At 42.2% G+C, this 26323-nt stretch carries 25 protein-coding genes and 1 riboswitch; of the genes, 16 read left to right on the forward strand and 9 right to left on the reverse strand.

Annotated features, from left to right (window positions below; translation table 11 throughout):
- Nucleotides 1-12 precede the first annotated feature (12 nt).
- The gene (locus C6Y06_RS03405; RefSeq protein WP_060597301.1) at nucleotides 13-621 is read right to left on the reverse strand and encodes a TetR/AcrR family transcriptional regulator; all 609 of its coding nucleotides are present in this window, start codon (nucleotides 619-621) and stop codon (nucleotides 13-15) included.
- 89 nt (nucleotides 622-710) lie between these two features.
- On the opposite strand from C6Y06_RS03405, the gene C6Y06_RS03410 reads away from it, so the two are divergent.
- Complete coding sequence (locus C6Y06_RS03410) at nucleotides 711-1259, forward strand: hypothetical protein (RefSeq protein WP_106036522.1); 549 nt, start codon at nucleotides 711-713, stop codon at nucleotides 1257-1259.
- A gap of 37 nt (nucleotides 1260-1296) precedes the next feature.
- Here C6Y06_RS03410 and C6Y06_RS03415 read toward each other — a convergent pair whose 3' ends face one another.
- The 3 genes from C6Y06_RS03415 to C6Y06_RS03425 are packed head-to-tail and all read right to left on the reverse strand — an operon-like array spanning nucleotide 1297 to nucleotide 3864.
- Nucleotides 1297-2235 (reverse strand): metal ABC transporter substrate-binding protein, encoded by a 939-nt coding sequence (locus C6Y06_RS03415; protein WP_106036523.1) that lies wholly within the window; start codon nucleotides 2233-2235, stop codon nucleotides 1297-1299.
- A gap of 13 nt (nucleotides 2236-2248) precedes the next feature.
- Nucleotides 2249-3121, reverse strand: a complete 873-nt coding sequence (locus C6Y06_RS03420) for a metal ABC transporter permease (protein WP_066030413.1) — start codon at nucleotides 3119-3121, stop codon at nucleotides 2249-2251.
- Complete coding sequence (locus C6Y06_RS03425; protein ID WP_060597298.1) at nucleotides 3121-3864, reverse strand: metal ABC transporter ATP-binding protein; 744 nt, start codon at nucleotides 3862-3864, stop codon at nucleotides 3121-3123. The genes C6Y06_RS03420 and C6Y06_RS03425 overlap by 1 nt, the downstream gene beginning before the upstream one ends.
- Before the next feature lie 427 nt (nucleotides 3865-4291).
- Here C6Y06_RS03425 and C6Y06_RS03430 point away from each other — a divergent pair, with 427 nt between their 5' ends.
- The 7 genes from C6Y06_RS03430 to C6Y06_RS03465 all read left to right on the forward strand — a co-directional run bounded on the left by C6Y06_RS03430 (nucleotide 4292) and on the right by C6Y06_RS03465 (nucleotide 12573).
- Nucleotides 4292-6391 (forward strand): heavy metal translocating P-type ATPase, encoded by a 2100-nt coding sequence (locus tag C6Y06_RS03430; RefSeq protein WP_066031734.1) that lies wholly within the window; start codon nucleotides 4292-4294, stop codon nucleotides 6389-6391.
- A 142-nt stretch (nucleotides 6392-6533) separates the two neighbouring features.
- Nucleotides 6534-7220, forward strand: coding sequence for a DsbA family protein (locus tag C6Y06_RS03435; protein ID WP_060597713.1), 687 nt, complete (start codon nucleotides 6534-6536; stop codon nucleotides 7218-7220).
- Complete coding sequence (locus C6Y06_RS03440; protein ID WP_060597297.1) at nucleotides 7217-7630, forward strand: disulfide oxidoreductase; 414 nt, start codon at nucleotides 7217-7219, stop codon at nucleotides 7628-7630. The genes C6Y06_RS03435 and C6Y06_RS03440 overlap by 4 nt, the downstream gene beginning before the upstream one ends.
- A gap of 146 nt (nucleotides 7631-7776) precedes the next feature.
- A complete protein-coding gene (locus C6Y06_RS03445; protein ID WP_003212961.1) occupies nucleotides 7777-8388 on the forward strand; it encodes a trimeric intracellular cation channel family protein in 612 nt (203 codons plus the stop codon).
- A 321-nt stretch (nucleotides 8389-8709) separates the two neighbouring features.
- On the forward strand, nucleotides 8710-10725 hold the full coding sequence (locus C6Y06_RS03455) for a Na+/H+ antiporter (RefSeq protein ID WP_034659982.1): 2016 nt from the start codon (nucleotides 8710-8712) through the stop codon (nucleotides 10723-10725).
- A gap of 63 nt (nucleotides 10726-10788) precedes the next feature.
- Nucleotides 10789-11658 carry an ROK family protein gene (locus C6Y06_RS03460; RefSeq protein ID WP_060597712.1) on the forward strand — a complete coding sequence of 290 codons (870 nt, stop codon included), beginning with the start codon at nucleotides 10789-10791 and terminating at the stop codon, nucleotides 11656-11658.
- Between the two features lie 69 nt (nucleotides 11659-11727).
- Nucleotides 11728-12573 carry an aldo/keto reductase gene (locus C6Y06_RS03465; RefSeq protein WP_034659979.1) on the forward strand — a complete coding sequence of 282 codons (846 nt, stop codon included), beginning with the start codon at nucleotides 11728-11730 and terminating at the stop codon, nucleotides 12571-12573.
- Nucleotides 12574-12613: 40 nt separating this feature from the next.
- Here C6Y06_RS03465 and modB read toward each other — a convergent pair whose 3' ends face one another.
- From modB to C6Y06_RS03485, 4 genes are all read right to left on the reverse strand, one after another.
- On the reverse strand, nucleotides 12614-13279 hold the full coding sequence (modB, locus tag C6Y06_RS03470; RefSeq protein WP_066030416.1) for a molybdate ABC transporter permease subunit: 666 nt from the start codon (nucleotides 13277-13279) through the stop codon (nucleotides 12614-12616).
- Nucleotides 13279-14055 (reverse strand): molybdate ABC transporter substrate-binding protein, encoded by a 777-nt coding sequence (gene modA, locus C6Y06_RS03475; RefSeq protein WP_060597294.1) that lies wholly within the window; start codon nucleotides 14053-14055, stop codon nucleotides 13279-13281. The genes modB and modA overlap by 1 nt, the downstream gene beginning before the upstream one ends.
- A gap of 151 nt (nucleotides 14056-14206) precedes the next feature.
- A complete protein-coding gene (locus C6Y06_RS03480) occupies nucleotides 14207-16057 on the reverse strand; it encodes an LTA synthase family protein (protein WP_066030417.1) in 1851 nt (616 codons plus the stop codon).
- Between the two features lie 125 nt (nucleotides 16058-16182).
- A complete protein-coding gene (locus C6Y06_RS03485) occupies nucleotides 16183-16674 on the reverse strand; it encodes a metal-dependent hydrolase (RefSeq protein ID WP_060597293.1) in 492 nt (163 codons plus the stop codon).
- Between the two features lie 171 nt (nucleotides 16675-16845).
- On the opposite strand from C6Y06_RS03485, the gene C6Y06_RS03490 reads away from it, so the two are divergent.
- From C6Y06_RS03490 to C6Y06_RS03505, 3 genes are all read left to right on the forward strand, one after another.
- A complete protein-coding gene (locus tag C6Y06_RS03490) occupies nucleotides 16846-17274 on the forward strand; it encodes a MarR family winged helix-turn-helix transcriptional regulator (protein ID WP_034659971.1) in 429 nt (142 codons plus the stop codon).
- Nucleotides 17275-17356: 82 nt separating this feature from the next.
- Complete coding sequence (gene sspJ, locus C6Y06_RS03495; RefSeq protein ID WP_034659969.1) at nucleotides 17357-17500, forward strand: small acid-soluble spore protein SspJ; 144 nt, start codon at nucleotides 17357-17359, stop codon at nucleotides 17498-17500.
- A gap of 121 nt (nucleotides 17501-17621) precedes the next feature.
- Nucleotides 17622-17800, forward strand: a riboswitch (Lysine riboswitch).
- A gap of 192 nt (nucleotides 17801-17992) precedes the next feature.
- Complete coding sequence (locus C6Y06_RS03505; protein WP_060597291.1) at nucleotides 17993-19399, forward strand: amino acid permease; 1407 nt, start codon at nucleotides 17993-17995, stop codon at nucleotides 19397-19399.
- Between the two features lie 36 nt (nucleotides 19400-19435).
- Here the strand turns inward: C6Y06_RS03505 and C6Y06_RS03510 are convergent, their stop codons facing one another.
- Nucleotides 19436-20374 carry an iron-hydroxamate ABC transporter substrate-binding protein gene (locus C6Y06_RS03510; RefSeq protein WP_060597290.1) on the reverse strand — a complete coding sequence of 313 codons (939 nt, stop codon included), beginning with the start codon at nucleotides 20372-20374 and terminating at the stop codon, nucleotides 19436-19438.
- Between the two features lie 259 nt (nucleotides 20375-20633).
- Between C6Y06_RS03510 and C6Y06_RS03515 the strand changes: the two genes are divergently transcribed.
- The 5 genes from C6Y06_RS03515 to C6Y06_RS03535 all read left to right on the forward strand — a co-directional run bounded on the left by C6Y06_RS03515 (nucleotide 20634) and on the right by C6Y06_RS03535 (nucleotide 26201).
- Complete coding sequence (locus C6Y06_RS03515; RefSeq protein WP_060597289.1) at nucleotides 20634-21686, forward strand: FecCD family ABC transporter permease; 1053 nt, start codon at nucleotides 20634-20636, stop codon at nucleotides 21684-21686.
- A complete protein-coding gene (locus tag C6Y06_RS03520) occupies nucleotides 21687-22709 on the forward strand; it encodes a FecCD family ABC transporter permease (protein WP_034659961.1) in 1023 nt (340 codons plus the stop codon).
- A gap of 19 nt (nucleotides 22710-22728) precedes the next feature.
- Nucleotides 22729-23544, forward strand: coding sequence for an ABC transporter ATP-binding protein (locus tag C6Y06_RS03525; RefSeq protein ID WP_060597288.1), 816 nt, complete (start codon nucleotides 22729-22731; stop codon nucleotides 23542-23544).
- A 176-nt stretch (nucleotides 23545-23720) separates the two neighbouring features.
- Entirely contained in the window at nucleotides 23721-24443 is a 723-nt protein-coding gene (locus C6Y06_RS03530; protein WP_034659958.1) for a response regulator transcription factor, read from the forward strand.
- A gap of 3 nt (nucleotides 24444-24446) precedes the next feature.
- Nucleotides 24447-26201 carry a HAMP domain-containing sensor histidine kinase gene (locus C6Y06_RS03535; protein WP_066030418.1) on the forward strand — a complete coding sequence of 585 codons (1755 nt, stop codon included), beginning with the start codon at nucleotides 24447-24449 and terminating at the stop codon, nucleotides 26199-26201.
- Nucleotides 26202-26323 lie beyond the last annotated feature (122 nt).

Below are 26323 nucleotides of genomic sequence, written 5' to 3' on the forward strand. Positions count from 1 at the left end.
AGACATGCTCCCTCATGAGGGAGACATGTCTTTTTTGGTGATCGATTGCAGATGCATCTGCAGCACGGAGCGTAAGAGCTCAGGCGGTAAACGATGAGGCTGCAAGATTCCATTCAATGCAAGCCCGTTGATGACCGCATAAAGCCGCTCAGTTTCGACTAAAAGATCGATATGATCAAGCAAAAGCCCATCCTCTTTTAATTTCATTAAACAATATTGGGTCATTTGGAGAAGCTCGTCATACATCTTTGCATTGAGCGGCTGTAAATCTGGTTCAGTCAGCGACTTGACTGTAAAAGCCTGCCACACCTCCATTTCAAATCTTCGTTCTTCATCAAGTGGAAGAACCTGTTCCAATAACGCGAGGACATTTTCTTCCGTTGAACCGTTAAGCTGAAGTCCTGTAATACGCTCTTTGACTCTTTCCTGAATCAATGTCATAGAGAAAAGAAATAACTCTTGCTGTGTGGAAAAATAATGACGCATAGAGCCCGCTGAAATACCAGCTTCTACCGCTACTTTTCGTACAGAAGCGTTTTCCAATCCATCCTGTTTAATCACTCTCATGGCAGCTTGAGCGACTTTTTGTTTTTGTTTATGGTGATCGACGATTTTTGGCATACATTGATTTTAGCACAGCTATTGTTTTTTTAACACAGTTGTGTTATTTTTTATTTAATACAATTGTGTTAAAAAGGATGTGGTGAAAATTGGTCGGGTTATTGATTGTGGCATGTGAAATTGGTTTTTGGCTGTTTATTCTGGCGGGTTTAACACTGCGTTATGTATTTAGACAGAAAAAGTGGGGCGCCTTCTTTCTGGTCTGTACGCCGATTTTGGATCTAATCCTTCTTGCGGCTACTTATATGGATTTAAGGCAAGGGGCTGTGGCGAGTGTCATCCACGGGCTTGCGGCTGTTTATATTGGGGTGAGTCTCGCCTTTGGACATCAAATGGTGAAATGGGCAGATGCTCGGTTTGCTTATCGATTTGCAGGAGGCCCTAAGCCGAAGGGAAGACCTAAGTACGGGAAGGAACGGTCAGTGTATGAAATGGTCAGCTGGACGCGGCATTTCGTCTCTTATGTCATCGGAGCTGGTCTGCTATTTGGTTTATCCTATCTCATACAAGCACCAGAACGAACGGAAGCACTGATGCAGCTAGCGAGAGTATGGGGAATGGTCTTAGCCATTGATTTCGTCATTAGCATCAGCTATGTGATCTGGCCGAAAAAACACCCGCAAAATATAGCCAGCTAATAAAAAAGACAGGCGAAATCACTCTGCCTGTCTTTTCTTATGATGAAAGCCCTTTGTAAATGGTGTCAATATTCCATTTCATCATCTTATAGTAGCTGTCCCCATCTTCACCTTTCTTTCCAATGGAGTCAGTGAATACTTTTCCTTTAATCGGAACCCCGGTTTCCTCAGATAAGCTTTCAAGGCTGCGTTGATCGACACTTGTTTCAAGAAAGAGCGCAGGAACTTGATGATCTTTGACAAAATGAATGATGCGCTTCATTTGTCCAGGTGTTCCTTCACTTTCTGTGTTGATCTCCCAAATGTAGCCTGCTTTCAGTCCATAGGCATCTGCAAAATACTTGAAGGCTCCCTCACTTGTCACAAGGAGCTTTTTGTCTTTTGGCAGCTGATCAAACTTGTCTTTTGCTTCATCGTGAAGCGCTTGAAGCTTTTTGATATAGGCTTCTGTATTTTTTTCGTAATCCTCTTGATGCTCAGGGTCCGCTTCAATAAGCGCATCCCGGGCATTTTGAGCATACAGAACCCCATTTTCGACATTCAGCCAAGCATGGGGGTCCTGCTGGCTTTCGAGGCCTTTTGAAGATAAATGTTTTACTTTGACGCCTTTACTTAATTCGGCTACAGGTGCATCATCCCCGTCCTTGCCACTCGATTCGAGCAGCTTTTGAAACCAGCCGTTCCCTGTTTCAAGGTTTAAACCATTATATAGAACAAGGTCTGCATCCGTTGTATGCTGAACATCCTTTGGCAGTGGGTCAAATTCATGTGGGTCTGTACCAATGGGAACAATGCTGTGAATAGAGACATGCTCTCCGCCTACTTCCTTCACAATGTCATAAAGAATGGAGTAGGTCGTGACGACTTTTAATGTGCCGTCATCTTTGCCGGAATTATTTTGTTTAGTAGAACAGCCTGTGATGACCATAAGGGCAATGAATACTGCGGTCAAACTGATTGCAAATACCTTCTTCATATATGTCCTCCTTTTACATAGACGCTTCCTTTTTTAGCTGCGTTCGTTTTCGTTTAGATTTTAATGATCTCCATAGAATTCCTTGCTTTGGTGAAAGGATAAAGGCACTCCCGAATAAAATGGTCGCGACCAGCACGATAGAAGCGCCAGACGACAAGTTATACGTAAAACTAAGCCCAAGTCCGACGACGGCAGAAACTGCCCCGAAAAAAGCAGATAAATAGATCATGATCCATAGCCGGTCTGTTAAGAGATACGCAGTGGCTGCCGGCGTAATAAGCATAGCAACAACAAGAATAATCCCAACAGTTTGCAGTGAAGCAACGGTCACAAGGGTCAACAGCGTCATGAGAAAATAATGGATCATTCGATTCGGTAAACCGTAAACCGAAGAAATGACCGGATCAAATGAACTAATGAGCAGTTCTTTGTAGAAAACGATGACAGCCAGCAGGATAAAAATGCCGATGCCAAGTGTAATCCACATATCAGATGATCGAACAGCTAGAACGTTTCCAAACAAGATATGATATAAATCACTGGAACTTTTCAAAAATGTGATCAAAATGATCCCGATTGAGAAAAAAGCGGTGAAGACAATGCCAATCGCAGAGTCATTTTTAATTCGGCTGTTTTGACTCACATATCCGATCCCAATCGCTGTTAATACGCCAGTTAAGACGGCCCCGAAGAAAAAGTTAATTCCCAGCATATAAGAGATGGCGACACCTGGCAGCACAGCATGCGATATGGCGTCTCCCATCAATGCCATGCCCCGTAAAATGATAAAGCAGCCAATGACCCCGCAAATAATGCCTACCATCACGGATGTAAATAACGCTTTTTGTAAAAACGCATATTCAAAGAGTCCGGTTAAAAATTCCATTACACGTCTCCTCCTGCTGATTTTAAGAATGGTAGCTGCGTTTCATATGCCTCCAGCATGACCTCTGGGCGAAGGATGTCGTGTACAGGTCCAGCTTTGATGAGTTTTTTATTTAACAGAACGAGGTGGCTGAAGTAATCATCGGCTTTACTTAAATCATGATGGACAACCAAAATGGTTTTTCCTTCATCCCGTAATTCTTGCAAAATGCGAACCATCGTTTCTTCACTGGCCATATCAATCCCAACAAACGGTTCATCCAAACAGAAGAGCTGTGCGTTTTGCGCAAGTGCTCTTGCAAGGAAGACACGCTGCTGCTGACCGCCGGATAACTCACCAATCTGTCTTTTGGCAAAGTCCTGCATGCCGACCTTTTCTAAACAGTGGTACGCATATGCCCGGTCTTCTTTTTTCGGACGTTTCATCAGGCCAAGCTTCGGATATGTTCCAAGTAGCACGGTATCCAGCACATGAATAGGAAACGTCCAGTCTAGATCATTTCTCTGTGGTACATAGGCGATCTGTTTTCTGACTTGTTTAAAGGGCTGTTCAAAAAAGCGAATATCCCCTTGGTCTTTTTCAATTAAATCCAAACATGCCTTGAGTAAAGTCGATTTACCGGCACCATTTGGACCTATGATTCCTGTCATCGTTCCTTCCTGTATGGAAAGAGAGATGTTCTCTAATGCATCCTGCCCGTGATATGAGACATGAAGACGGTCGATTGTTAAAGCATTTGGCATGTCTGCGGCCCCTTTCAATCATCATTGCACTTCCTAAAGATATATGCATACATTAAATAGTTTTGACTAAAGGATGAAATGATTCTCTAATGCTAATTTGTTTCCTTAGGGAAACTTTTATTTCATTCTAAGTGTATGTCCTTCTTTTGTAAAGAGAAAAGCTGCACTTTTTCTGTCAGAGGTCAAACTATCGTTTTTATGTTATGCGGGGAGCGGGGGACATGAGCTTGGATTATTGAAAATCCATGTGGCAGGATTGGGCATAAAAAAACCAAACATTTGCTTATAAATGATTGACAGCTGATCAGAACTCCTCATATAATAAAGATAATTCAATATATGAATATGTGCTCATATATAATATCCACAGCAGCTGATAGGTTTGATTGAATCAGGGAAGGCTACTTATATAGAAAAAGGTGAGAACATGAAAAAGATGAAGGATGAATACGTATTAAGCGGTCTTGATTGCGGCAACTGTGCACGTAAAATAGAAACAGGTGTCAGCAAAATGGATGGAGTGGAAGCTTGCTCTGTTAACTTTGCGACAGGCACCTTGACTGTGACGCATGCAGATAAGCAAGAAACGATGTCAAAGCGAATTGAAAAAACTGTTCAGTCCATTGAACCTCATGTGAGTGTATCACCGAAAGAAGATGGTCATCATCACGATCATGATCACGGGACGAAAAATTTAAAAACGATTGTGCTGAAATTAATTGGCGGTGCAGTCATTGGAACAGCAGCTTTCTTTATACCTGAAGATGGTGTATTAAAGTTCATTATGTTCTTCGCAGCATATTTACTAGTCGGCGGTGATGTGGTTTTTAAAGCGCTGAAAAATATTGTGCGAGGTCAAGTCTTTGATGAGAACTTCTTAATGACGATTGCAACGGTTGGTGCTTTTGTCATTCAGCAATATCCAGAAGCGCTTGCTGTCATGCTCTTTTACCAAATTGGAGAGCTCTTCCAAGGGGCGGCAGTGAACCGTTCAAGACGATCAATTAGTGAATTAATGAATATACGTCCAGAATACGCGAATCTAAAAGTCGGAAATGAAACGAAAAAAGTGAATCCAGAAGAAGTAAAAGCCGGTGACCGTATTGTCGTGAAGCCTGGTGAAAAAATTCCGCTGGATGGGCTCGTTATTGAAGGCTTCTCACTTGTTGATACATCCGCATTAACAGGGGAGTCGGTGCCGCGGGATGTAGAAGCGGGAAAAGAAGTTCTTGCAGGGTTTGTGAATCAAAACGGTATACTTGAAATTGAAGTGCAAAAAGAGCTAAGTGAATCGGCAGTGACGAAGATTTTAGATTTGGTTGAGAATGCGAGCAGCCGAAAAGCACAGACAGAAAATTTCATCACAAAGTTTGCAAAATATTATACACCGGCTGTCGTCTTGCTTGCCTTATTGCTTGCCTTTATGCCGCCGCTTTTCATTCCATCGGCACAATTGTCTGACTGGGTGTACCGGGCACTTGTCTTTCTCGTGATCTCTTGTCCTTGTGCTCTTGTTGTGTCCATTCCATTAGGATTTTTCGGGGGAATTGGGGCAGCTTCTAAACGAGGCATCCTTGTGAAAGGCAGTAACTATCTAGAAGCATTGAATTCTGTGAGATATGCTGTATTTGATAAGACGGGCACACTCACAAAAGGAAACTTTACGGTGACCAATATCGTCACAACCAGTGACAAGTGGTCAGAAGAGGAGCTGCTTTCTTTTGCAGCACTGGCAGAAGCCCATTCCTCACACCCTATTGCAGAATCGATTAAAGCGGCATACAGCTCGCCGCTTGATGAAAGCCAGATTGAAGCATATGAGGATATCGCGGGACATGGAATTAAAGCGACCATCAGCGGTTCCCATGTCTTAGCGGGAAATCATCGCTTGATGGAGCGAGAAGGCATTGCGTATGAAAAAGAAAAAAGAAGCGGAACCGTTGTGTACATGGCGATTAACGGTGAGTTTGCCGGATCGATCTTGATTGCAGATGAATTGAAGGATGATGCAATCGAGGCCGTTTCTGCTCTAAAAGCGTCTGGTATTCAAACCGTCATGCTCACTGGTGATGCTAAGCAAGTCGGAACTGCGGTCGCCAAGCAAATTGGTATCGACGAAGTACATGCAGAATTATTGCCGCAGGATAAAGTAACGAAATTAGAAGAAATTGATCAGAAAAAAGCGCCTCAAGAAAAACTGTTATTTGTTGGGGACGGCATTAATGATACACCTGTATTAGCAAGAGCAGACATAGGAATTGCAATGGGCGGGCTTGGATCAGATGCAGCTGTCGAAGCGGCTGATATCGTCATCATGACGGACCAGCCATCAAAGGTAGCAGAAGCCATCGCTGTCGCGAAACGAACAAGAAGGATTGTATGGCAGAATATCGCATTTGCCCTTGGTGTCAAAGGCATTTTCCTATTACTCGGTGCATTCGGTATTGCGACCATGTGGGAAGCCGTCTTCTCGGATGTCGGTGTCACCGTACTCGCTGTTTTAAATGCGATGAGGGTCATGAAATAAAATTGTAAGGAAAATTTCATGAATACCATCTTTCATAATCGACCCCCTCTTGTTAAAATAGAAGAAGTTGGATAATGGCATTTTTCTAAGCTATTATCCTTTTTCTTTTTTAAGGAATGAAAAAGATAAGGTAGGTGCTTATGTGAGTAAGAAAAATAATCAATCTTCATCCATTAAATTTGCTGTCATTTTAACCATCATCGCAGCTCTTCTCATCGGTCTATTTGTTGTGATTGGGAACAAGAACAGCCAAGAAGCACAAACAGTTGACAGTAAGCCTTCGATTAAAGGACAGCCTGTCATAGGGGACAAAAACGCAGCGGTGCAAGTCGTTGAGTTTGGGGACTACAAATGTCCGTCATGTAAATCATTTGAAACAGACATTTTCCCAAAGCTGAAAGCAGACTACATAGATAAAGGCGATGTATCCTTTTCATTTATTAATTTACCACTGCCTGTTCATGGAGATGGCGCAGTGTTAGCAGCACTAGCTTCTGAAGAAGTGTGGAAAGAAGATCCAAAAAACTTCTGGGCATTCCATGAAGCTGTCTATCAAGCACAGCCAGATAGTGAAGCGGAATGGGTTACGCCTGCTAAGCTGACTGAACTAGCGAAAAAGACAACAAAAATTGATACGGACAAACTCAAAGATAACTTATCAAAGAAAACGTATCAGCCGCAGCTGAACACAGACGATCAGCTTGTGAACAAATATAAAGTGAATTCAACACCAACGATTTTGATTAACAATAAACAAGTTCAAAACTTTTATGACTATGATGAAATCAAAGAATTAATTGATCAAGAGCTCAAAGGGAAAAAATCATGAAGAATAAGCTCATTTACTTATACAGTGCTTGGATTGTCTCTATCGTTGCGACGATGAGCAGCCTGTATTTAAGTGAAATAAAGAAGTTTATCCCATGCGATATGTGCTGGTTTCAGCGCATTTTCATGTACCCGCTCGTGCTCTTACTTGGAATTGCTACGTTCCGGGGCGATGTCAAAGTGAAGTATTACGTACTGCCTTTGGCTGTGATCGGTGCTGGCTTTTCCATCTATCATTATATGGAACAAAAGATCCCGGGCTTTGCGTCGATTCGTCCTTGCTTAAGCGGCATTCCTTGTTCCGTTGATTATCTGAACTGGTTTGGTTTTATTACCATTCCGCTGTTAGCACTTATTGCATTTATTCTGATCATCCTCAGTATGCTGCTGTTAAATGCAAAAGAAGATTGAGAGATAGCCTGCTTTTAAGCGGGCTATTTTTTATTTTTGCAAAAAGATAAAATTTAAAGAAAATTTGTATTGCTTTTCGCTTATGTCAGATATACATTAAGGGAGTAGTGTTAGATGATCAGATCATGTAAGGAGATAAGCGGAAAATGGCATGGGAAGTCTTAAGTATCATTGGTATTATCGCATTCGCCATTAGTGGTGCGATAGTAGCAATGGAGGAAGAGTACGATATTCTTGGTGTGTACATTTTAGGGATTGTGACAGCATTTGGCGGTGGAGCGATTCGAAATCTATTAATCGGTCTTCCGGTGTCTGCTTTATGGTCACAGGGCAAAATGTTTACCATTGCTCTTGTATCCATTACGATTGTGTTTCTTTTTCCAAAGCTTTTGCTCAAGCACTGGAGCACATGGGGGAATTTCTCGGATGCGATTGGTTTAGCAGCGTTTGCGATTCAAGGTGCATTATTTGCTGTGCAAAGAGAGCTTCCGCTCAGTGCGGTCATTGTGGCAGCCATTTTGACTGGAAGTGGAGGCGGAATTGTGCGTGATTTATTGGCAGGGCGAAAGCCGCTTGTGCTAAAAGCGGAGATTTACGCAGTTTGGGCAGCACTTGGCGGCTTACTCGTAGGACTCGGTTTAGCACAAGGAGAGATTGCTTTGTATTTGCTGTTTCTCATCCTTGTCGTATGCAGGGTTTGTTCCTACCTATTCAAATGGCGGCTTCCCGCTAGGTCTTATTTTCTAAATAAAGGGTAAAACGAGAAAAGAGCGGTTTCGCTCTTTTTTTTGTGTTTGATACGAGCTGGATGTCAGCAGGTAATGGAGTTTTCGTGTAAAATAAAAGCAGGGTCTTTTTGTTCATCATTGGAACAATACATGTGATGAAAATTTTGTCAGCTGGCTGAATATCTGGATTCAGCTTTTTTTGCCTAGATGGATTGTTATGTGTTGGTTTCACATTTTGCGGAATACTAAAGAAGCACCTATGATCGGACGGATGAATCAACATGGAATGAACACATCTTTGCATGTAAGCAAAACTTGACGAAAAAATTGAAATAGGAGGGACACGTACTAGTGGAGATTTTTTTGGCAGTGCTCGTATTACTAGCACTCATCGCATCATCTAATATTATCAATCGTTTTGTCCCCTTTATTCCAGTCCCGTTAATTCAAGTGGGCTTAGGAATATTGGTGGCGGCTTTTCCTTCAGGTTTACATATTTCTTTAAATCCCGAACTATTCTTCGTTTTATTCATTGCGCCGCTGTTATTTAATGACGGGAAGCGTACCCCAAGGGACGAGCTGTGGAAATTAAGAGCGCCGATTCTTCTGTTAGCCCTAGGGTTAGTATTTGCGACAGTCATTGTAGCAGGATATACCATCCATTGGATGATCCCAAGCATTCCGCTTCCAGCCGCATTTGCGCTTGCAGCGATTTTATCACCGACAGATGTGGTAGCAGTCAGTGCTCTTTCCAGCCGTGTGAACATGCCAAAGGGCATCATGAGACTGCTGGAAGGCGAGGGATTGATGAACGATGCATCAGGACTTGTCGCTTTTAAATTTGCTATTGCTGCAACGGTGACTGGCGCTTTTTCGATTGCTGAGGCATCCTTTAGCTTTGTCCTGATTGCCGCAGGCGGTCTATTGACTGGATTTATTCTATCCTTTTTTATCATTCGTTTCCGCTATTTCCTCCGCCGGTTAGGAATGGACGATGTCACGATGCACATCATCCTGCAAATCCTTACACCATTTGTGATCTATTTAGCAGCGGAAGAAATCGGTGTGTCCGGAATTTTAGCGGTTGTAGCGGGTGGTGTGACACATGCCATTGAGCAGGATCGAATGGAAGCAAATTTAGCCAAACTGCAAATTGCTTCATCAAACACATGGAATATTATTTTATTTATTTTAAACGGACTTGTTTTCGTTATCCTTGGATTGCAGATTCCTGATGTATCGACGGTCATTTTCCAGGATGAAGCCTTTAATAATATGCAGGTCATCAGTTACATCTTAATCATCACGCTGTGTCTTATGATCCTGAGGTTCTTATGGGTATGGCTGTTCTGGGCAGGGAATTGGAGTGCAACGAAAAAGCAAAATGTGAAAAAACCGAAGCTTCGCGCCTCGATGCTCATGACATTCTCTGGTGTTCGTGGGGCTGTGACATTAGCCGGTGCCTTCTCCATCCCATTTACACTTGCGGACGGATCACCGTTTCCTGAACGGCATTTGATTATTTTCCTCGCAGCAGGCGTCATCTTATGTACACTCATTTTAGCTAGTGTGTTACTGCCTCTTTTATCTGAGAAAAAAGACAAGCAAATTGCTGTGGATTTGGATACAAAGATTCAGCATGCGAAACGGAAGCTGCTAAGAAGTGCCATTAAAACCTTAAGAGAAGGAATGAATGAAGACAATAGGGAAGTGTCTCTTGCACTCATCAATGATTACCGAATGAAGCTGCGCAATATCCAGCGTGAACCGTATCAATTCGGGATGAGAAAACAAGAGAGAAAGATCAGGCTGCACGGAATCAAAGCTGAGCAGATGAAGCTGCAACAGCTCATTGAGGAAGAGAAAATCGATAAAGAAGAAGCCTATGAGCTGCAAGAAAGATTTCATGAGCTAGAAATGCTGTATTCAAACTCCTTCAAAATCCGTTTTTCAAAAGTGAAGTTTCTGCGCTTGCTTCAATGGCTCCAATTATGGCGGCCGAATCAGCACGTTTCCAGCGGCATTTTAGAAAACGAGGGCTCGTACAAACAAATCCGTAAGAAAACGGCTGAGGCTGCTGTGGACTCGATCAAACAGCATATGACCGATGAAAATAAACAAACGTGTCATCAAGTGATTGGTTTTTACAACCAAGTCATTTATCGATGTGAACACGGTCCAAGCTTCTTTCAGCAAAAAGACCGTTCATTTGACCGGAAGAAAAAAGAGCTTAACTTCCAAGCTGTACAGACAATACGAAATGAAATTCAAACTCTGTATGAAGATGGTGAAATCAATCGTGACATTGCCCATCATTTAAGGGAGTATATCAATGACATGGAAGCTGTTCTCCTGACCAATACGTAATGTTGTGATCTTCTCCCCTATGTTTTATGATGAAGAAAGAGAACAAGCAGGGGGAGATCAATGATGGCGTATTATGGAGCAATTGAAGCTGGCGGTACAAAGTTTTGTTGTGCAATAGGCAATGAGCATGGGGACATTCTCGAGGAAATGACGATTCCAACAGAGCACCCAGAAAAAACATTACAAAAGCTCATTCCATTTTTCGAGCAGCATGACATTGAAGCATTAGGGGTCGGCTCCTTTGGACCAATCTGTGTTCAAAAAGACGATCCTTCTTACGGTTATATCATGAACACGCCGAAAGTAGAGTGGAAGCATTACCCGTTCATTCCAGAGCTAGAGAAGCAATTACGGGTCCCAGTATCCTTTACAACAGATGTTAATGCGGCAGCCTTAGGTGAATTAACAAAAGGAGCAGCCAAAGGGCTGAAAAGCTGTATGTATATCACGGTCGGTACGGGTATCGGTGCTGGCGCTGTTGTAAAAAACGAACTTCTTCACGGTCATTCGCACCCAGAGATGGGGCACATCCTTGTCAGGCAGCATGAATCAGACCCGTTTGAAGGAGTCTGCCCAGCGCATGGGACGTGTTTAGAAGGACTGGCAGCTGGCCCAGCGATTGAGAAAAGGTGGGGGAAATCTGCCAAAGAGCTCACGGAGGAAGAATCAGTTTGGGCACTTGAAGCTGATTATTTGGCTCAGGCGCTGATGCAGTACTCGCTCATTTTAAGCCCAGAGCGCATCATGATGGGCGGGGGTGTCATGAAGCAAAAGCAGCTGTTTCCACTGATTCGAGAGAAGCTTGCTGCTTATCTCAATGATTATGTAGACCTGCCGCCGCTTGATACATACATTGTCTCTCCTGGACTTGAGGACAAGGCCGGCATGACAGGTGCTTTGCTGTTAGCCATCGAAGCGAAGAAAAACGCCTGATAATAGAGTTTTAATGGACAACGTGAGATAATGAAAAAGATGGAATCTATGAAAAAGGTGGTTGTTAAAATGGTCAAAAGCTTGAATGATACCGTAACACTGAATAACGGAGTGGAAATGCCTTGGTTTGGTTTAGGTGTATTCAAAGTGGAGGACGGCAATCAAGTGGTAGATGCCGTAAAAGCAGCCATACGAAACGGATACCGCAGTATTGATACGGCTGCCGTTTATAAAAATGAGACAGGCGTAGGCAAAGCGATTAAAGAATCTGGCGTGAAACGAGAAGACTTGTTCATTACGTCTAAAGTATGGAACACGGATCAAGGCTATGACAAAGCGCTGGCTGCGTTTGACGCAAGCTTGAATCGATTAGGTCTTGATTACTTAGACCTCTATTTGATTCATTGGCCTGGCCCAAATGCAGATACATTTAAAGACACATGGCGTGCGCTTGAGACGCTTTACAAGGATGGGAAAGTGAGAGCCATTGGCGTCAGCAACTTCTACATTCAGCATTTAGAAGAGCTGTTAAAAGATGCTGAGGTTGTTCCAGCCGTGAACCAAGTTGAATTTCATCCGAAACTGACACTTGTCGAACTGCGTCAATACGCAAAAGAAAAAGGCATTCAAATTGAAGCGTGGTCTCCGCTGATGCAAGGAAAGCTATTAGATCATGACGTATTGAAGGACATTGCTGCACGCTACAACAAATCTGTTGCGCAAGTCATCTTGCGCTGGGATCTGCAAAGCGGCGTCGTGACGATTCCTAAATCAATCAACGAAGAACGCATTAAACAAAATGCAGATATTTTTGATTTCGAACTATCCAAAGAAGACATGGAAAAAATCGATGCGTTAAACAATAACGAGCGCGTCGGCTCGAATCCAGAGACGATGACGGTTGGGTTTGAATAAATGAAAAAAATCCTCTTTCTCATATGAGAAAGGGGATTTTTTATGTACTGCTCCTGCGCACAGCCAAAAGCATAATAAAAGATAAGATCACAATACAAATCGTCCAGGCCCAAGCAAGCTCCATTCGTCCAGAGTCAATCGCCACATAGATAGCGGTTGGGAGTGTTTGAGTTTTTCCTGGGATGTTGCCGGCAAACATTAAGGTCGCTCCGAATTCTCCTAGGGCTCTCGCAAAGCTGAGGACGCTGCCAGACAGCAGGGAAGGCAGGGCAAGAGGTACCGTAATATAGGCAAAGACTTGGAATGAATGAGCACCATCAACTTTTGCAGCCCCTTCAATATCTGACTCAATTGTAGAAAAGCCCGCCTTTGCTGATTGATACATGAGCGGAAATGCCACGACTGTCGAAGCAATGACCGCCGCCCACCATGTGAAAATGACCGGCTGATGGAAGATCCATTCAATCGCGCCCCCTATTACACTATGTTTTCCGAATACGACGAGCAATAAAAAGCCAACGACTGTTGGTGGGAGAACGAGCGGCATCATCAGGAACGTTTCCACAATCATTTTCCCTTTAAAAGTTGTTCGCGTCATCCAAAAGCCGACCGTTGTGCCAAAAACAGTGGCCAACAGTCCGCTGACGATGGCCACTTGAATGGACAGCCAAATGGGTGATAGAAATTCTTCAGTCAGCATAGCCATTACGACACTTGAAAGCCGTATTTCTTAAAAATGGATTTGGCTTTATCAGATTGAAGAAATTGAAAAAAGACCTTGGCTTCCGTTAGATGTTCTGTCCCTTTTACAATCCCTACTGGATACATAATCGGGGAGTGCATGTCCGGATTTGCCTCAGCTGCAATCTTTACTTTTTTGGAAACGAGGGCGTCTGTTTTATACACAACACCTGCTTCTACATTTCCTGTTTCGACGTAGCTTAGGACTTGCCGCACATCCTTGCCGTAGACAGCATTCTTTTTCACTTGGTCCCATATGTTCAGTTGTGTGAAGATCTCTTTGCCATATGTACCAGCAGGAACCGATTCAGGTGTGCCAAGAGCAATCTTTCCTTTTACGTGCCGGACGTCTTGAAAGCTTTTAATAGAGGAAGAGCCATCTTTTGGCACAATAAGGACTAGCTCGTTTTGTATAGCGTCCTTGATATAATCTTGATCAATGTCTCCAGATTGAACAAGTTCATCGAATGGCTCCTCAGCTGCTGAGAAAAAAAGATCCGCTTTTGCTCCTTGAGCGATTTGCTGCTTCAATGCGCCGGATGACCCGAAGTTATTCGTTAATGTCACATTCGGATGTTGCTTGTGAAAGGAGGCTTCAATTTCCTTTAGTGCATCCTGAAGACTTGCCGCTGCTGAAATCACAAGCTCTGTTTTTTTATTCGAATTAGATGGCATCATCTCTGTTTGGCATCCACTCAGGAGCAAACATATGGAGATGAAGGCTAAGAATGTATACTTCATGTTCACACCTCTTATCATTCAATATCATGTGGTTCCCTTTATTATAAGCAAACTTATTTGAGCATTCATAGGCTTTCAGTAAAAAGAGAAAAGAAAAAGCCGCCAAATGGCGACTTTCAGCGTGAAGATAAAAGGGATCGTTTTATCCTGTTTACTTCTGATAAAAACGCAGCAAATTCCCATTGATCACTTTGTCTGATAAGGAAAGCTCTTTATTGGCTTTTTCGATATAAGGCTGACACACCTCATCCTGTTCAACAGGTTCTTTTGTTTTTTGATCATAGCAGGTGTTCTTTGTATAGAGATAATCATCTGTAATAAAGTTCCCGTTTCTCAGTACAGCGAAAGGCGTACGTTCATTTGAAAATAAATCATTGCCGAATTGAATGGCATCCTTCGTTTCAATCCCAAGTAAGTGAAGAAGTGTCGGCTTTACGTCCATTTGACCAGCTGTTTCAGAAATGGTCTGCGGTGCTTGATCCGTGACACCTGGAATGTAAATCAAAAAGGGTACCCGCTGCAGTTTGACCGCATCAAACGGCGTGATTTCCTCTTTATTGAGCAGCTGTGCCATTGCCTCATGATGTGCCTCTGAGATGCCATAGTGGTCACCCATGAGGACAAACATCGTATTGTTATACAATCCTTCTTCTTTCATACGGTCAAAAAACATTTTAACCGCTTCATCTTGATAGCGGACGGTCGTCACATAGCGGTTTAAAATGGTACTGGACGAATCATATTCATCAATAAACTGATCTTTCGGGTCAATTTCAAATGGAAAATGATTGGTCAGTGTAATGAATGTGCTGTAATAAGGCTGCTTCAACTTTTTTAAATGATCAATGGATTGATCAAAGAAGTCGATATCTTTTAAGCCCCAGCCAGTTGAATTCCGTTCATTGACATGATATGAATCGACATCATAAAAACGATCAATTCCAAGCGATTCATACATCACATCACGATTCCAAAACGTTTTATTATTCGCATGAAATTGGACGGATTGATAGTTTTCCTTTTTCAACTGCTTGTATAACGTGTCATATTCGTTGTCACTCGCTGTGAAAAAGACAGCGCCGCTGCTAGAAGGGTAGAGGGAATTAGCGACAATAAACTCTGAATCCGACGTCTTCCCCTGCTCTGTCTGCTGATAAAATTCATCAAAATAAAAACTCTTTTTAGCCAGTTGATTTAAAAAGGGAGTGATGGATTGTCCATTCACCTTTTGATTCATGACAAATTGCTGCGTCGATTCAAGTGAAATGAACACAACGTTCTTGCCTTTAGCAAGTCCAAAATACTCTTCGTTTGGTGCGCTGTAATCAGCCTTTGTGTAGTTTGCTACAGTAGAAAGCGTATCTTCATCTGCAAAGGCCTTTTGTCCAATGCGTGCCGTTTGGGCAGCACCGTCATACAGATGAAATTGGAAAAGCCCGAGGTTTCTGACAATGACTTCACGATCATAAGAGCTTGTCAGAAATCGAGGGTGATCCATCATAGCTGAGCTGACATGAAACAATAAGAAGCTGCAGCAGACCGCATAATACGTTTTGATCGTCTTGAATGACGCTTTTGGGGCTAATGGTTTGCGCTTGAGCAGCCATGCCAGTACCACAAAATCAATGAGCATCAGCACAAAGAGCGGGTGGAATAATTCCGTCATACTGCTGCCCATATCTCCCATGTTCTTCGCTTGGAATAACACGGGAATGGTAATGAAATCAATATAAAAACCATAAAAGATCGTATTCGAGATGAGAATCGCCGTTAGAATAAAATTTGCGGTCAATAAAAAAACCTTTTGGTTGGTTTCATTTAAAAAAAGAGCAATCCCAAACAAAGGGAGCAAAAAGCTAAGTGGATTGATCAAAAGCAGCCATTCATGAAACAGATTGGCCGTTCGTATGTGAAATCCGAATTGATAAATGATGTATGTTTTCATCCACATGAAAAGGATGGAATACACTAAAAACCAGTGATTTTTGAAAAACGCTTTCATTTATGTATCTCCTCACCATTCTGTATTCAGCTGCAAGGCAAAAACACTTATCTTAAACCTACTAAAAAAATGAGGAATGATCAATTCATATCCTGTCTTTTTCGCAAAACTCTTTTTTTATTCTGTTAGAACTGGATTGGGATGGATATGCCGCAGATGACGGCGATGTAATAGCAGGTGACGACGGTGAGAGCAGCTAGTACGACTTGTTCTCCTGTGCTGCCTGTTTTGACATAGAAGGGGAGACGCACTTTAATGGAAGCTGGAAATAAAAATTTAATGCCGTTCACTGTTCCAGCATCAAGGATAAGGTGGCTCGCCATTCCAACGAGTAAACCGGTACTTAAGCTGTCATTTGGAATGTATGTTGTCGCGAGAAAATAAATGATCAGCAGAAATAATAAACTGTGTGTAAACGTGCGATGACCGAACACGCTGCTGATTAGTGTCGAGAGCAACGGGAATTTTCTGCCGATTTTACTTTTTGTATGGCAAAGATCGGGGATCAGAGCACCTGCTGATCCAGCTGCAGCCATGATGACTGGGTCGAGTCCGTAGTAGTAGGCGACGGCCGTTGAGGCGGCGATTCCGCCCATAATGTGTGTTTTTCCTGTCATGATGCGTACTCCTGTTCTATCTTTTGTTCAAGTACTCACTATATCAAGGGTGAATTCATTCAGCAAGGCTTATTTCTAAAGAAAAAGAGGACAAAAGGGTTGGCTGATTGGAAAAACATTCTATAATAAGGGGGAAGTCATGTTGATACTAACGATAAGGATGCGATTCGGATGAGTAATGCAGACATTTTAAAAGAAATTGTTCTCGTACATTATGAAGTCAGCCGTAAATTAAACCGCAAGTTACTTGAGTTAGAAAAAGACATCACGCCACCGCAGATATATGCTCTTTCTATTTTGATACAAGGCAAAGTATCACATGCCGAAGAGCTGAAACAAAGACTCTCCTTAAACCCAGGTGCAGCCTCCATTGCACTCAATAAATTATGTGAGCAGGGCTATATTCAGAGAGAACGTGACAAAGACGACCCCACGCTAGTCCGGTTAGAAGCTACGGAAAAAGGGGTAGCGATTTATGAAAAGCATACACGTCTTTTCGGAAAGGTGATTCAGCATATGATGTCAGACTTCACAAAGGAAGACTTAAAGACCTTTTTGACGTATTTGCAAAAAATGAGACAGACCTTCCATGATGATTGAGCCTTTCCACCTTGTATAATGAGGCGCACTGTAGCACAAATTAAACAGGCAACCGCATTTTATGAAAAGGGAGGAAACAGCGATGTCATTTTTCCAAAAGGATAAAAAGGCGAAAAGCGAGCAAGACCACAAGCAGGTTGATCAGCTGTTAGAAGAAGCAAGCAAAGAGCTAGCAGGCGATCCGCTTCAGGAAGCTGTACAAAAGAAGAAAAACAACGATCAATAAGCAGGTAATAGGCAGAGAAATGATTCTCTGCCTTTTTTCTATGTTTTTCCCTTTGACAGATGTGAGAATGTTTGATAACCTTCGTGTAGTAAAAATGAATAGAAATCCTCACGCTATGTCTCAGTGAGGTAGAGGTTGCGCGGATGATGAGTCACTCATGGGAGAGATGGAATCGAAGATCATGAGAAAAAAGGCATCAGCGCCGAAGTGTAGAGAGAGCTCCAACTTTCTTTATGCTGGGTCTGCATTGAATAAATGCAGGACTGCCACGTCTTTGAAGCGTGGAGGGCTATCCGGAGATCAAGGTGTATGTTTTGAAAAGCATGGACTGTTGTTCAGGCTTTTTTTTATGTTCTGAGTATCTAAGATAAGGGTATGCTGTTAAGAAAGTGACCCATGATGAACATAAAGAATACAAGTCATTGCTTCACGAATATATCAATGAAGATACTGCCGGGTCTGGTCCGAAGTGAATATAACGGAGGTACGGAAATGGAACAGACAAAAAAATGGGGTTTTTGGTTATTGACGGCTTTTGTCGTCGGAAATATGGTAGGGTCAGGCATCTTTATGCTGCCAAGTACACTTGCCCAGCATGCCAGTCCTTTAGGTGTGACGATGGCATGGCTTGTTACAGGTGGCGGTGTGCTGATGATTGCACTTGTTTTTGGGCATTTGTCCATTCATAAGCCGCAGCTGACGGCTGGACCACAAAGTTATGCAAGAGCGCTTTTTAACGATCCGAAAAAAGGGAAAGCGGCCGGTTTTACAATGGTTTGGGGATATTGGGTGGCAAGCTGGATTAGTAATGTCGCAATTATTACGAGTCTTGCCGGTTATTTAACGACATTTTTCCCTATTCTCACCGTGAAGACGGAGATTTTCACCTTTGGAAAAGAAGCGATCACACTTGGTCAGCTGACAACGTTTATTGTATGTACCATTCTTCTTTGGGGCACACATACGATCTTAATTACAAGCTTAAGTGCTGCAAGTAAATTAAACTTTATTACGACCTTTTCAAAGGTACTTGGATTCGTCCTTTTTATTGTTGCGGGATTATTTGCATTCCAAACGGCATTATTTGAACATTATTACTTCCCAGTTGCAGCAGAAGGCGAAGGAGTGCTCGGACTTGGAGGCCAAATTCATCATGCGGCCATTTCCACACTATGGGCATTTATTGGCATCGAATCAGCTGTGATTTTATCAGGGAGAGCATCCTCGCAGCGCGATGTGAAACGTGCAACGATTACAGGTCTTTTAATCGCACTTTCCATCTACATGATTATTACATTGATTACAATGGGCGTCCTGCCGCATGATCAGTTGCAAGGCTCAGATAAACCATTCGTTGACGTGCTTCAGCTCATTATTGGACCGGCTGGCGGAATAGTCATGGCACTGCTTGCGATCATTTGTTTATTTGGCTCGATGCTTGGCTGGATCTTACTTGGTTCAGAAGTACCGTATCAAGCAGCAAAGGCTGGCGATTTCCCAGCAGTATTTGCAAAAACAAACAAAAAAGGCAGTCCTGTTTTTGCTTTGACGGTTACAAATATCATGTCACAACTGTTTATTTTCTCCGTGATGTCCCGTACGATTAATGAAGCTTTTACCTTTTTAACGACATCAGCGACACTTGCGTATCTCATTCCGTATATTGTGTCTTCGATCTATAGCTTTAAGGTCATCATGCAAGGTGACACGTATGATCTTCAAAAAGGGAAGCGAACAAGAGACGGAATCATTGCGCTTGTTGCGATGGGGTATTCCGCTTGGGTCATTATTTCAGGCACAGCTGATTTGAAAACATTTGGACTTGGGATCGGTCTGTTCTTAGTAGGTATTTTGCTTTATCCATTCATGTCAAAAGGATTCGCCAAAGGAACAGAATAAGGTTAACGTTTCTCCAGAAATGGAGAAACGTTTTTTTTATGATGCGGATGTTAATCGGTCCACAATAAACTCAAGCTGTCCTTCTAGTGACACTGGGTCATTAAAGAAGTACCCGACAGGATCGATTTCAAATACGTGTTTATTTTGTACAGCAGGCAGTGATGTCCAAATGCTGCTTTCATACACTTGGTCTCCTTTACTTTTTGAACCACTCCATGGACTAGTGAAAATATAGTCGCCTGCGTATTCTGGCAGCTTTTCAAGGGAAATATTTGCATAGCCGACACCGCTGTCGATAGCGTCTTTTTTAACTGCCTTTGGCGCACGTAATTTCAGCTCGTCATAAATGATTTCGCCTCCGCGCGCAAAGGTGTTTCCAAAGATATAAATACCTTTATCAAAAGGCGACACGATTGAAACGGTTTTGCTGCCGACCGCTTTTGTTACTTTAGGCTTTACCTCAGCTATTTTTGTATCCCATTTTGTGATCCATTCTGCTGCTTTTTTCGGTGTACCTGTCATTTTACCGAATTCTTTTAGCTGATCTTTAAAGGAATATTGATTGTATTTAATTGCAACGGTTGGAGCAATTTTTTTGTATTGATCAAATTTCTCGTCTTCTCCCCAAGCGATAATCATATCTGGCTTCAAAGCCGCTACCTTTTCGACAGAAGGGGTTGGTCCAAGGTTTTTGACACCATCCGTTTTTCCCTTATAGAAAGGGTTTTTAAAGATGGGTGCAGTTGCAGCAATTGGCGTCTTGCCAAGTGTCACGAGGTCTCCATAGTAGCTTTCCGCCAGAAGCACAATTCGTTTCGGATCTTTAGGGAGTTTGACCTCACCTTTGACATCCTGATAGGTGATTGTGTCATTCTGGTTGGCGCCAGATTTTTTATTTGAAGTGCTGCCGCAAGCAGCTGTAAAAAGCATAAGAACGGCTAAGAAAATCAAAAGAAATCCCGATCGTTTTTTCACAAAGATTCTCTCCTATTCACTTTCTTTTGATAATGATTCTCAATTTCAATTATATCGTAACATGATGGGATGAAAAATGCATCGGCTATTTTAGGACCTAAAGAAAAATGGTAAGTTTCTCCCGGTTTTTTGATGAAAATAAAGAAAATGTTCAGAACAATGATTTCAAAAAGAAAAGAAAATGATATACTAGACTTCGAGATTGATAATCATTATCACTAATGAGGAATAGATATGAACGGAAAGGAAGAGACTGGTTTTGGGCTCACAATCGAATAAACAGCTGCCAGCCAAGGACGATGCAATGGATATTGTCACGAAACCCTTTGGAACAGCAGCTGTTGTCATCATAGGAATTATCGCTTTAGCATTTGGTCTTTTTTTATCGGTATCATTAGGAGCAGCAAATATTCATCTTCACACGGTATGGGAAGCCATTTTTCAATTTGATCCACAACAAACTTCACATCAAATCATTCGGGAATTGAGGCTGCCGCGTACAGTTGGGGCTGCACTCGTCGGTGCCTTTTTAGCTGTATCTGGTGCCATCATGCAAGGGATGACAAGAAATGCGCTTGCGTCTCCTGAAATTATGGGTGTGACAAATGGCTCTGCATTTGCGATTGCGATAGCATTTGCATTTTTCCCAGGTCAATCTTCTTTCACATTAATTCTTTGGTCATTTGCTGGAGCCGCACTCGGTGCATCTATTGTGTTTGGTGTCGGTACTCTGTCTAAGGGAGGACTGACCCCAGTGAAGCTCGCACTAGCAGGTACGGCGGTTGGGGCACTTTTAAGCTCCATCTCTTCAGCAATTGCCATCCGGTTTGATGTCGCTCAGGACATGAGCTTTTGGTATGCGGGCGGCGTTGCAGGTGTGAATTGGAGCAACATTCAGGTCATTATTCCAGTCGCTATTGCAGGACTTTTGATTGCGATGATCCTTGCTCGCTCGATCACTGTACTGAGCTTAGGTGATGAATTGGCTAAAGGGCTCGGGCAGTATACGAAAACGGTCAAGGTGCTAGGAATATTGGTCGTAATTCTTTTAACCGGTGCTGCTGTGTCGGTGGCAGGCTCAATTGGTTTTATCGGGCTTGTCATTCCCCATGTCACTAGATTCTTGGTCGGAGTGGACTATCGATGGATTATCCCTTGCTCAGCTATTTTAGGTGCCATTTTGTTAATTTATGCAGACATTGCTGCAAGGCTAGTCAATGCTCCATTTGAAACGCCAGTCGGTGCCATTACTGCGATTATAGGCGTTCCTTTCTTCTTATATTTAGCTAGACGTGAAAGGAGCGGAATTTAAATGGAAATGGTGCAGCAGGCAAAGAAAAAGAAATATAAACGAACGATGCTGATGATCTTTTTAGCCATCGTCGCGGTATTTCTGATTAGTTTAAATACCGGAGAAATTCGTATTTCTCCGATAGATACATTGAAAACATTTTTTGGATTCGGAAGTGAAATGGATGAGCTTGTGCTGTTCGAATTCAGACTTCCAAGAATGATCATCGCTTTACTTGTTGGTGCTTCCATCGCTGTATCAGGAGCTATCTGGCAAGGTGTTTCTCAAAACGGCTTGGCTGATCCCGGTATTCTTGGTGTGAATGCGGGCGCAGGATTTGCCGTTGTGCTCTTTATCTTTGCATTCCAAGGCACGATGTCGAACTTAGGTAATTTGACGATTTTTGTACTGCCGCTTTTCGCATTTGCAGGTGCAGGCTTTGCTGCATTTCTCATCTATGTGTTAGCGTGGAAAAAAGGCATCACACCTGTTCGATTGATTTTAACGGGAATTGGCGTTAATGCTGCGTTTTCAGCAGCGATTGTGGTCATCCAATTAAAAATGAGCCCAAATGACTTTAACCAAGCCATCGTGTGGTTATCAGGAAGCATTTGGGGCTCAAGCTGGACGTATGTCCTGTCTGTTCTGCCATGGATGCTCATTTTCCTTGTGTTAGCGCTTGTGAGAGCACGCTACCTAAATATCATGAATTTAGGTGACCAGCTGTCCTATGGCTTAGGGATCTCGGTTCATAAAGAAAGAAGCTTTCTGATGCTGATTGCCGTTGCATTAGCAGGTGCAAGTGTCGCTGTTGCAGGTAGTATCTCGTTCCTAGGGTTAGCCGCACCGCACTTGGCGAGAAAGCTTGTTGGGCCAAAGCATCAAGGAATGATACCGGCCTCCGCGTTGATTGGCGCACTGTTATTATTACTGGCAGATACACTTGGCCGCGTCATACTTGCACCATCAGAGGTGCCAGTTGGCCTTGTCGTTTCTGCTTTAGGCGCACCTTACTTCATTTACTTATTGATGAAAACGAACTAATGAGGAAGGAGAAAAACATATGAAATCGCTCGAAACAGAAAAGCTTTGTATCGGTTATCAGGACCGTTTGATTGTAGATGATTTAAATATCAGTATCCCAAAAGGCAAGGTGACAACACTGATCGGGCCGAATGGATGCGGGAAATCAACGATTTTAAAAACAATGTCCCGGATCATGAAGTCCCATCAAGGAGCTGTTTACTTAAATGGTCAGGCTATTCATCAAACGCCTACAAAAGAAATTTCAAAACAAATGGCGATCTTACCGCAAACGCCCGAAGCACCAAGCGGACTGACAGTGTATGAGCTTGTGTCATATGGACGTTTCCCACATCAAAATGGATTTGGTCGCTTATCAAATGAAGATAAACGAATCATCAGATGGGCACTTGAGGAAACGGGCATGATCGCTTTTCATGACCGGCCAATTGAAGCACTTTCCGGTGGACAGCGTCAGCGTGTATGGATTGCGATGGCACTTGCCCAGGAAACAGAACTGCTTCTATTAGATGAGCCAACGACGTATTTGGATCTTGCGCATCAGCTCGAGATTCTTCAGCTGTTAGAACGGTTAAACAGAGAGCAGGGACGAACTGTGTTGATGGTCATTCATGATTTGAATCATGCGGCACGTTTTTCTCATTACATGATTGCCCTCAATCAAGGAAAAGTCATCAAAGATGGGACGCCTCATGAGGTCATGACCAAAGAGGTGCTTGGTCAGGTATTCCACATTGATGCAGAAATTGTACTTGATCCTAGAACAAATAAGCCGATCTGTTTAACATATGACTTAATGAATCATGAAAGAAAGCTAGAAGCTGTGAATGGATAATAAAAGTAAAAGGAACTCGGTGGAATAGCCGAGTTTTTTTGCGTCTCTGAAACTTCCTAGTACTGCCATTTTCTCCAGTTGATATTTTTTCGCTTTTATGCAGAAAAGAGGTACTTTTTTACTTTAGACAATGGTAATATACGGTTAGAGATCATAGCTAGAAAGGAAAGAGATGCGTGGAAACAGCAAAAATATTGATTGCAGATGACGAAGAAGCAATTGTAAAAATGGTTGAACGCGTATTAAAAAAAGAAGGATTCAAGCATATTTATAAAGCCTACCATGCAGATGAAGCATTAGATGTTGTCAAAAACGAGGACATCCACCTCTTACTTCTAGATGTGATGATGCCCGGTAAGTCTGGCTTTGATGTTCTTCCTGAAATGAGAAAATATACGAAAGCACCCATTTTCTATTTAACTGCAAGAACGTCTGATGTAGATAAACTGACCGGCTTTGCGCAGGGGGCAGATGATTACATTACAAAGCCATTTAATCCGCTAGAGCTTGTGGCTAGAATTAAGGCTCACTTAAACCGAACATATATCTCCTTACAGGAAGAGCAAGAAGAGGCTCAAAACCAATATGAATATGCCCATTTCTCATATCATCCTCATTCAGCCGAACTGAAAGTGAGAGGAGAGATGACGGCATGCTCAGCTCAGCTTCTATCCTTGCTGAAGTACTTTTGTGATCATCCGAATGTGGTTCTTTCAAAAGATCAAATCTATGAGAAAGTATGGGGCGTCCCGTCGTATGGTGATAACAACACCGTCATGGTTCATATTCGAAAGCTGAGAGAAAAAATTGAATTAGATCCAAGTCAGCCTGAATATATTGTGACCATCCGTGGTATGGGATATAAATTTATTCCGCACCCTGTGAAGGTTCTTAATTAATTCATGAATTTACGAACAAAACTTTTCTTTCACTTTGTCGGACAGATGTTTATCGTCATTGCGATTCTGCTGATCGGGAATACGTTTACTGAGAATCTATATTATAAAAAATACTATGAGAATATGACCGAAACTGGTTTAACAAAGGCTGATGGGGACACACTCATGAGCTGGCTCTATTTTAACGAGGATGGCAAAATGGAAGCCGAAGATCAACTCAAGCAAGCAGTGAAAAAACGTGACGGCTGGCTGCAAGTGATTGATTCAAAAAAACATAACGTATATAGCTATCACCTTCCTAAAAATATTCCAACATCCTATCAAAAGGATGAAATGATCAAGATCTTTGAAAAAAGACAATTTAAAGATTACAAGATGTACTTCTGGCCAATTGAGATTGATCAAGAAAGCTTTATCGTGTTATATGGGTTCAAAACGAACAGCACAAAGGTAGCCAATTATCTTAAGCAGCATGAGAAAAATCTGGCTGCACTTTCTCAATATTCGCTTGAAACGATAGAATTCTTGAAAAGAATGAATGGATCGGTACACCTGTTTAATGAAGAAGGAAAATACTTAAAAGGCATTCGAGCCAAAAACGATTTGAAACATAACGTAACAGATGTTGAATTGCTTAAGTACCAATCGAAGCCTTGGGAGTTTAGAAGTGACCTATCTTATATCAGAGTGAATAAAAGTCTATATTTGATCGTTTCGGTACCAAACAAAGTATATAGCCCAGACGAATTGTATGATAAAGAGACAGATGCTTTAAATCAATATAGAACCATCTTGATTGCAGGTCTTGCACTCACTATTATTATCGTCATGACATTATGGTACTCGTATCGCTATGGTCTGCCGATCTATCACATTATCCGCTGGCTGATTTTCTTATCTAGAAATAAATTGCAGGAACCAACAAATAGAAAAGGAATTCCAATCAGTAAAAATAAAAAAGGTCGTATTAAGCGGGAATACCGATTATTTGAGGATATCCTAAAAACAATGGATCAGCTCACGCTTACATTAAAAGAGAATGAAGCAAACCGAAGAAAAATTCAAACCACAAGGGAAGAATGGATTGCAGGATTGTCTCATGATTTGAAAACACCTCTTAGTACGATTTACGGCTATGGGCTCATGCTTGAATCTGATCAATATCAATGGTCCAAGGAAGAAGTCATGGAAATGGGACAGGTGATTCGTGAGAAATCAGAATACATGTCGACCTTGATTGAGGATTTAAACCTCACGTACCGATTGAAAAATGGGGCCTTGCCTATTAATCGAAAGCCGGTCGAGCTGGGTGAATTTTTAGCCTCTATTATGGACGAGTTTTCAAGAAGCTCCTTTTCTGAGGATTTTTCATCCTCTTTTGAAGATCAAACAAACGGTGTCATGTTTGAGATCGACAAAGCCTGGTTCAGACGAGTGATTGAGAACCTGCTGGCGAATGCAGTCAAGCATAACCAAAAAGGCACTCATATTACAGCTGTTTTATCTGAAACAAATGAAGAAGTTCGGATCGAAATGAAAGACAACGGATGCGGAATGGCACAAGAAACGGTAGATCACTTATTTAACCGCTACTACAGAGGGACAAATACAAATGACCCAACGAATGGAACAGGACTTGGGCTGGCAATAGCAAAAGAGCTTGTCTTGCTGCATGACGGTGATATTCAAGTGGAAAGCGAACTAGGTGCTGGAACAACTATTGCGATTATCCTAAAAAAATCACCTTCTGTAAAATAGGCAAAAAACGATTTTCCTTTCTTAAGGAGATCGTTTTTTCCTGTTTTAGGATTGAAATCAACTTTGTAAACGATTACAATTAAATTGTTAACGTGAACAAATTATTTTTCATACGATAAGAG

The organism is Bacillus sp. MZGC1, assembly GCF_002998605.1.
Classification (GTDB): Bacteria; Bacillota; Bacilli; order Bacillales; family Bacillaceae; genus Bacillus.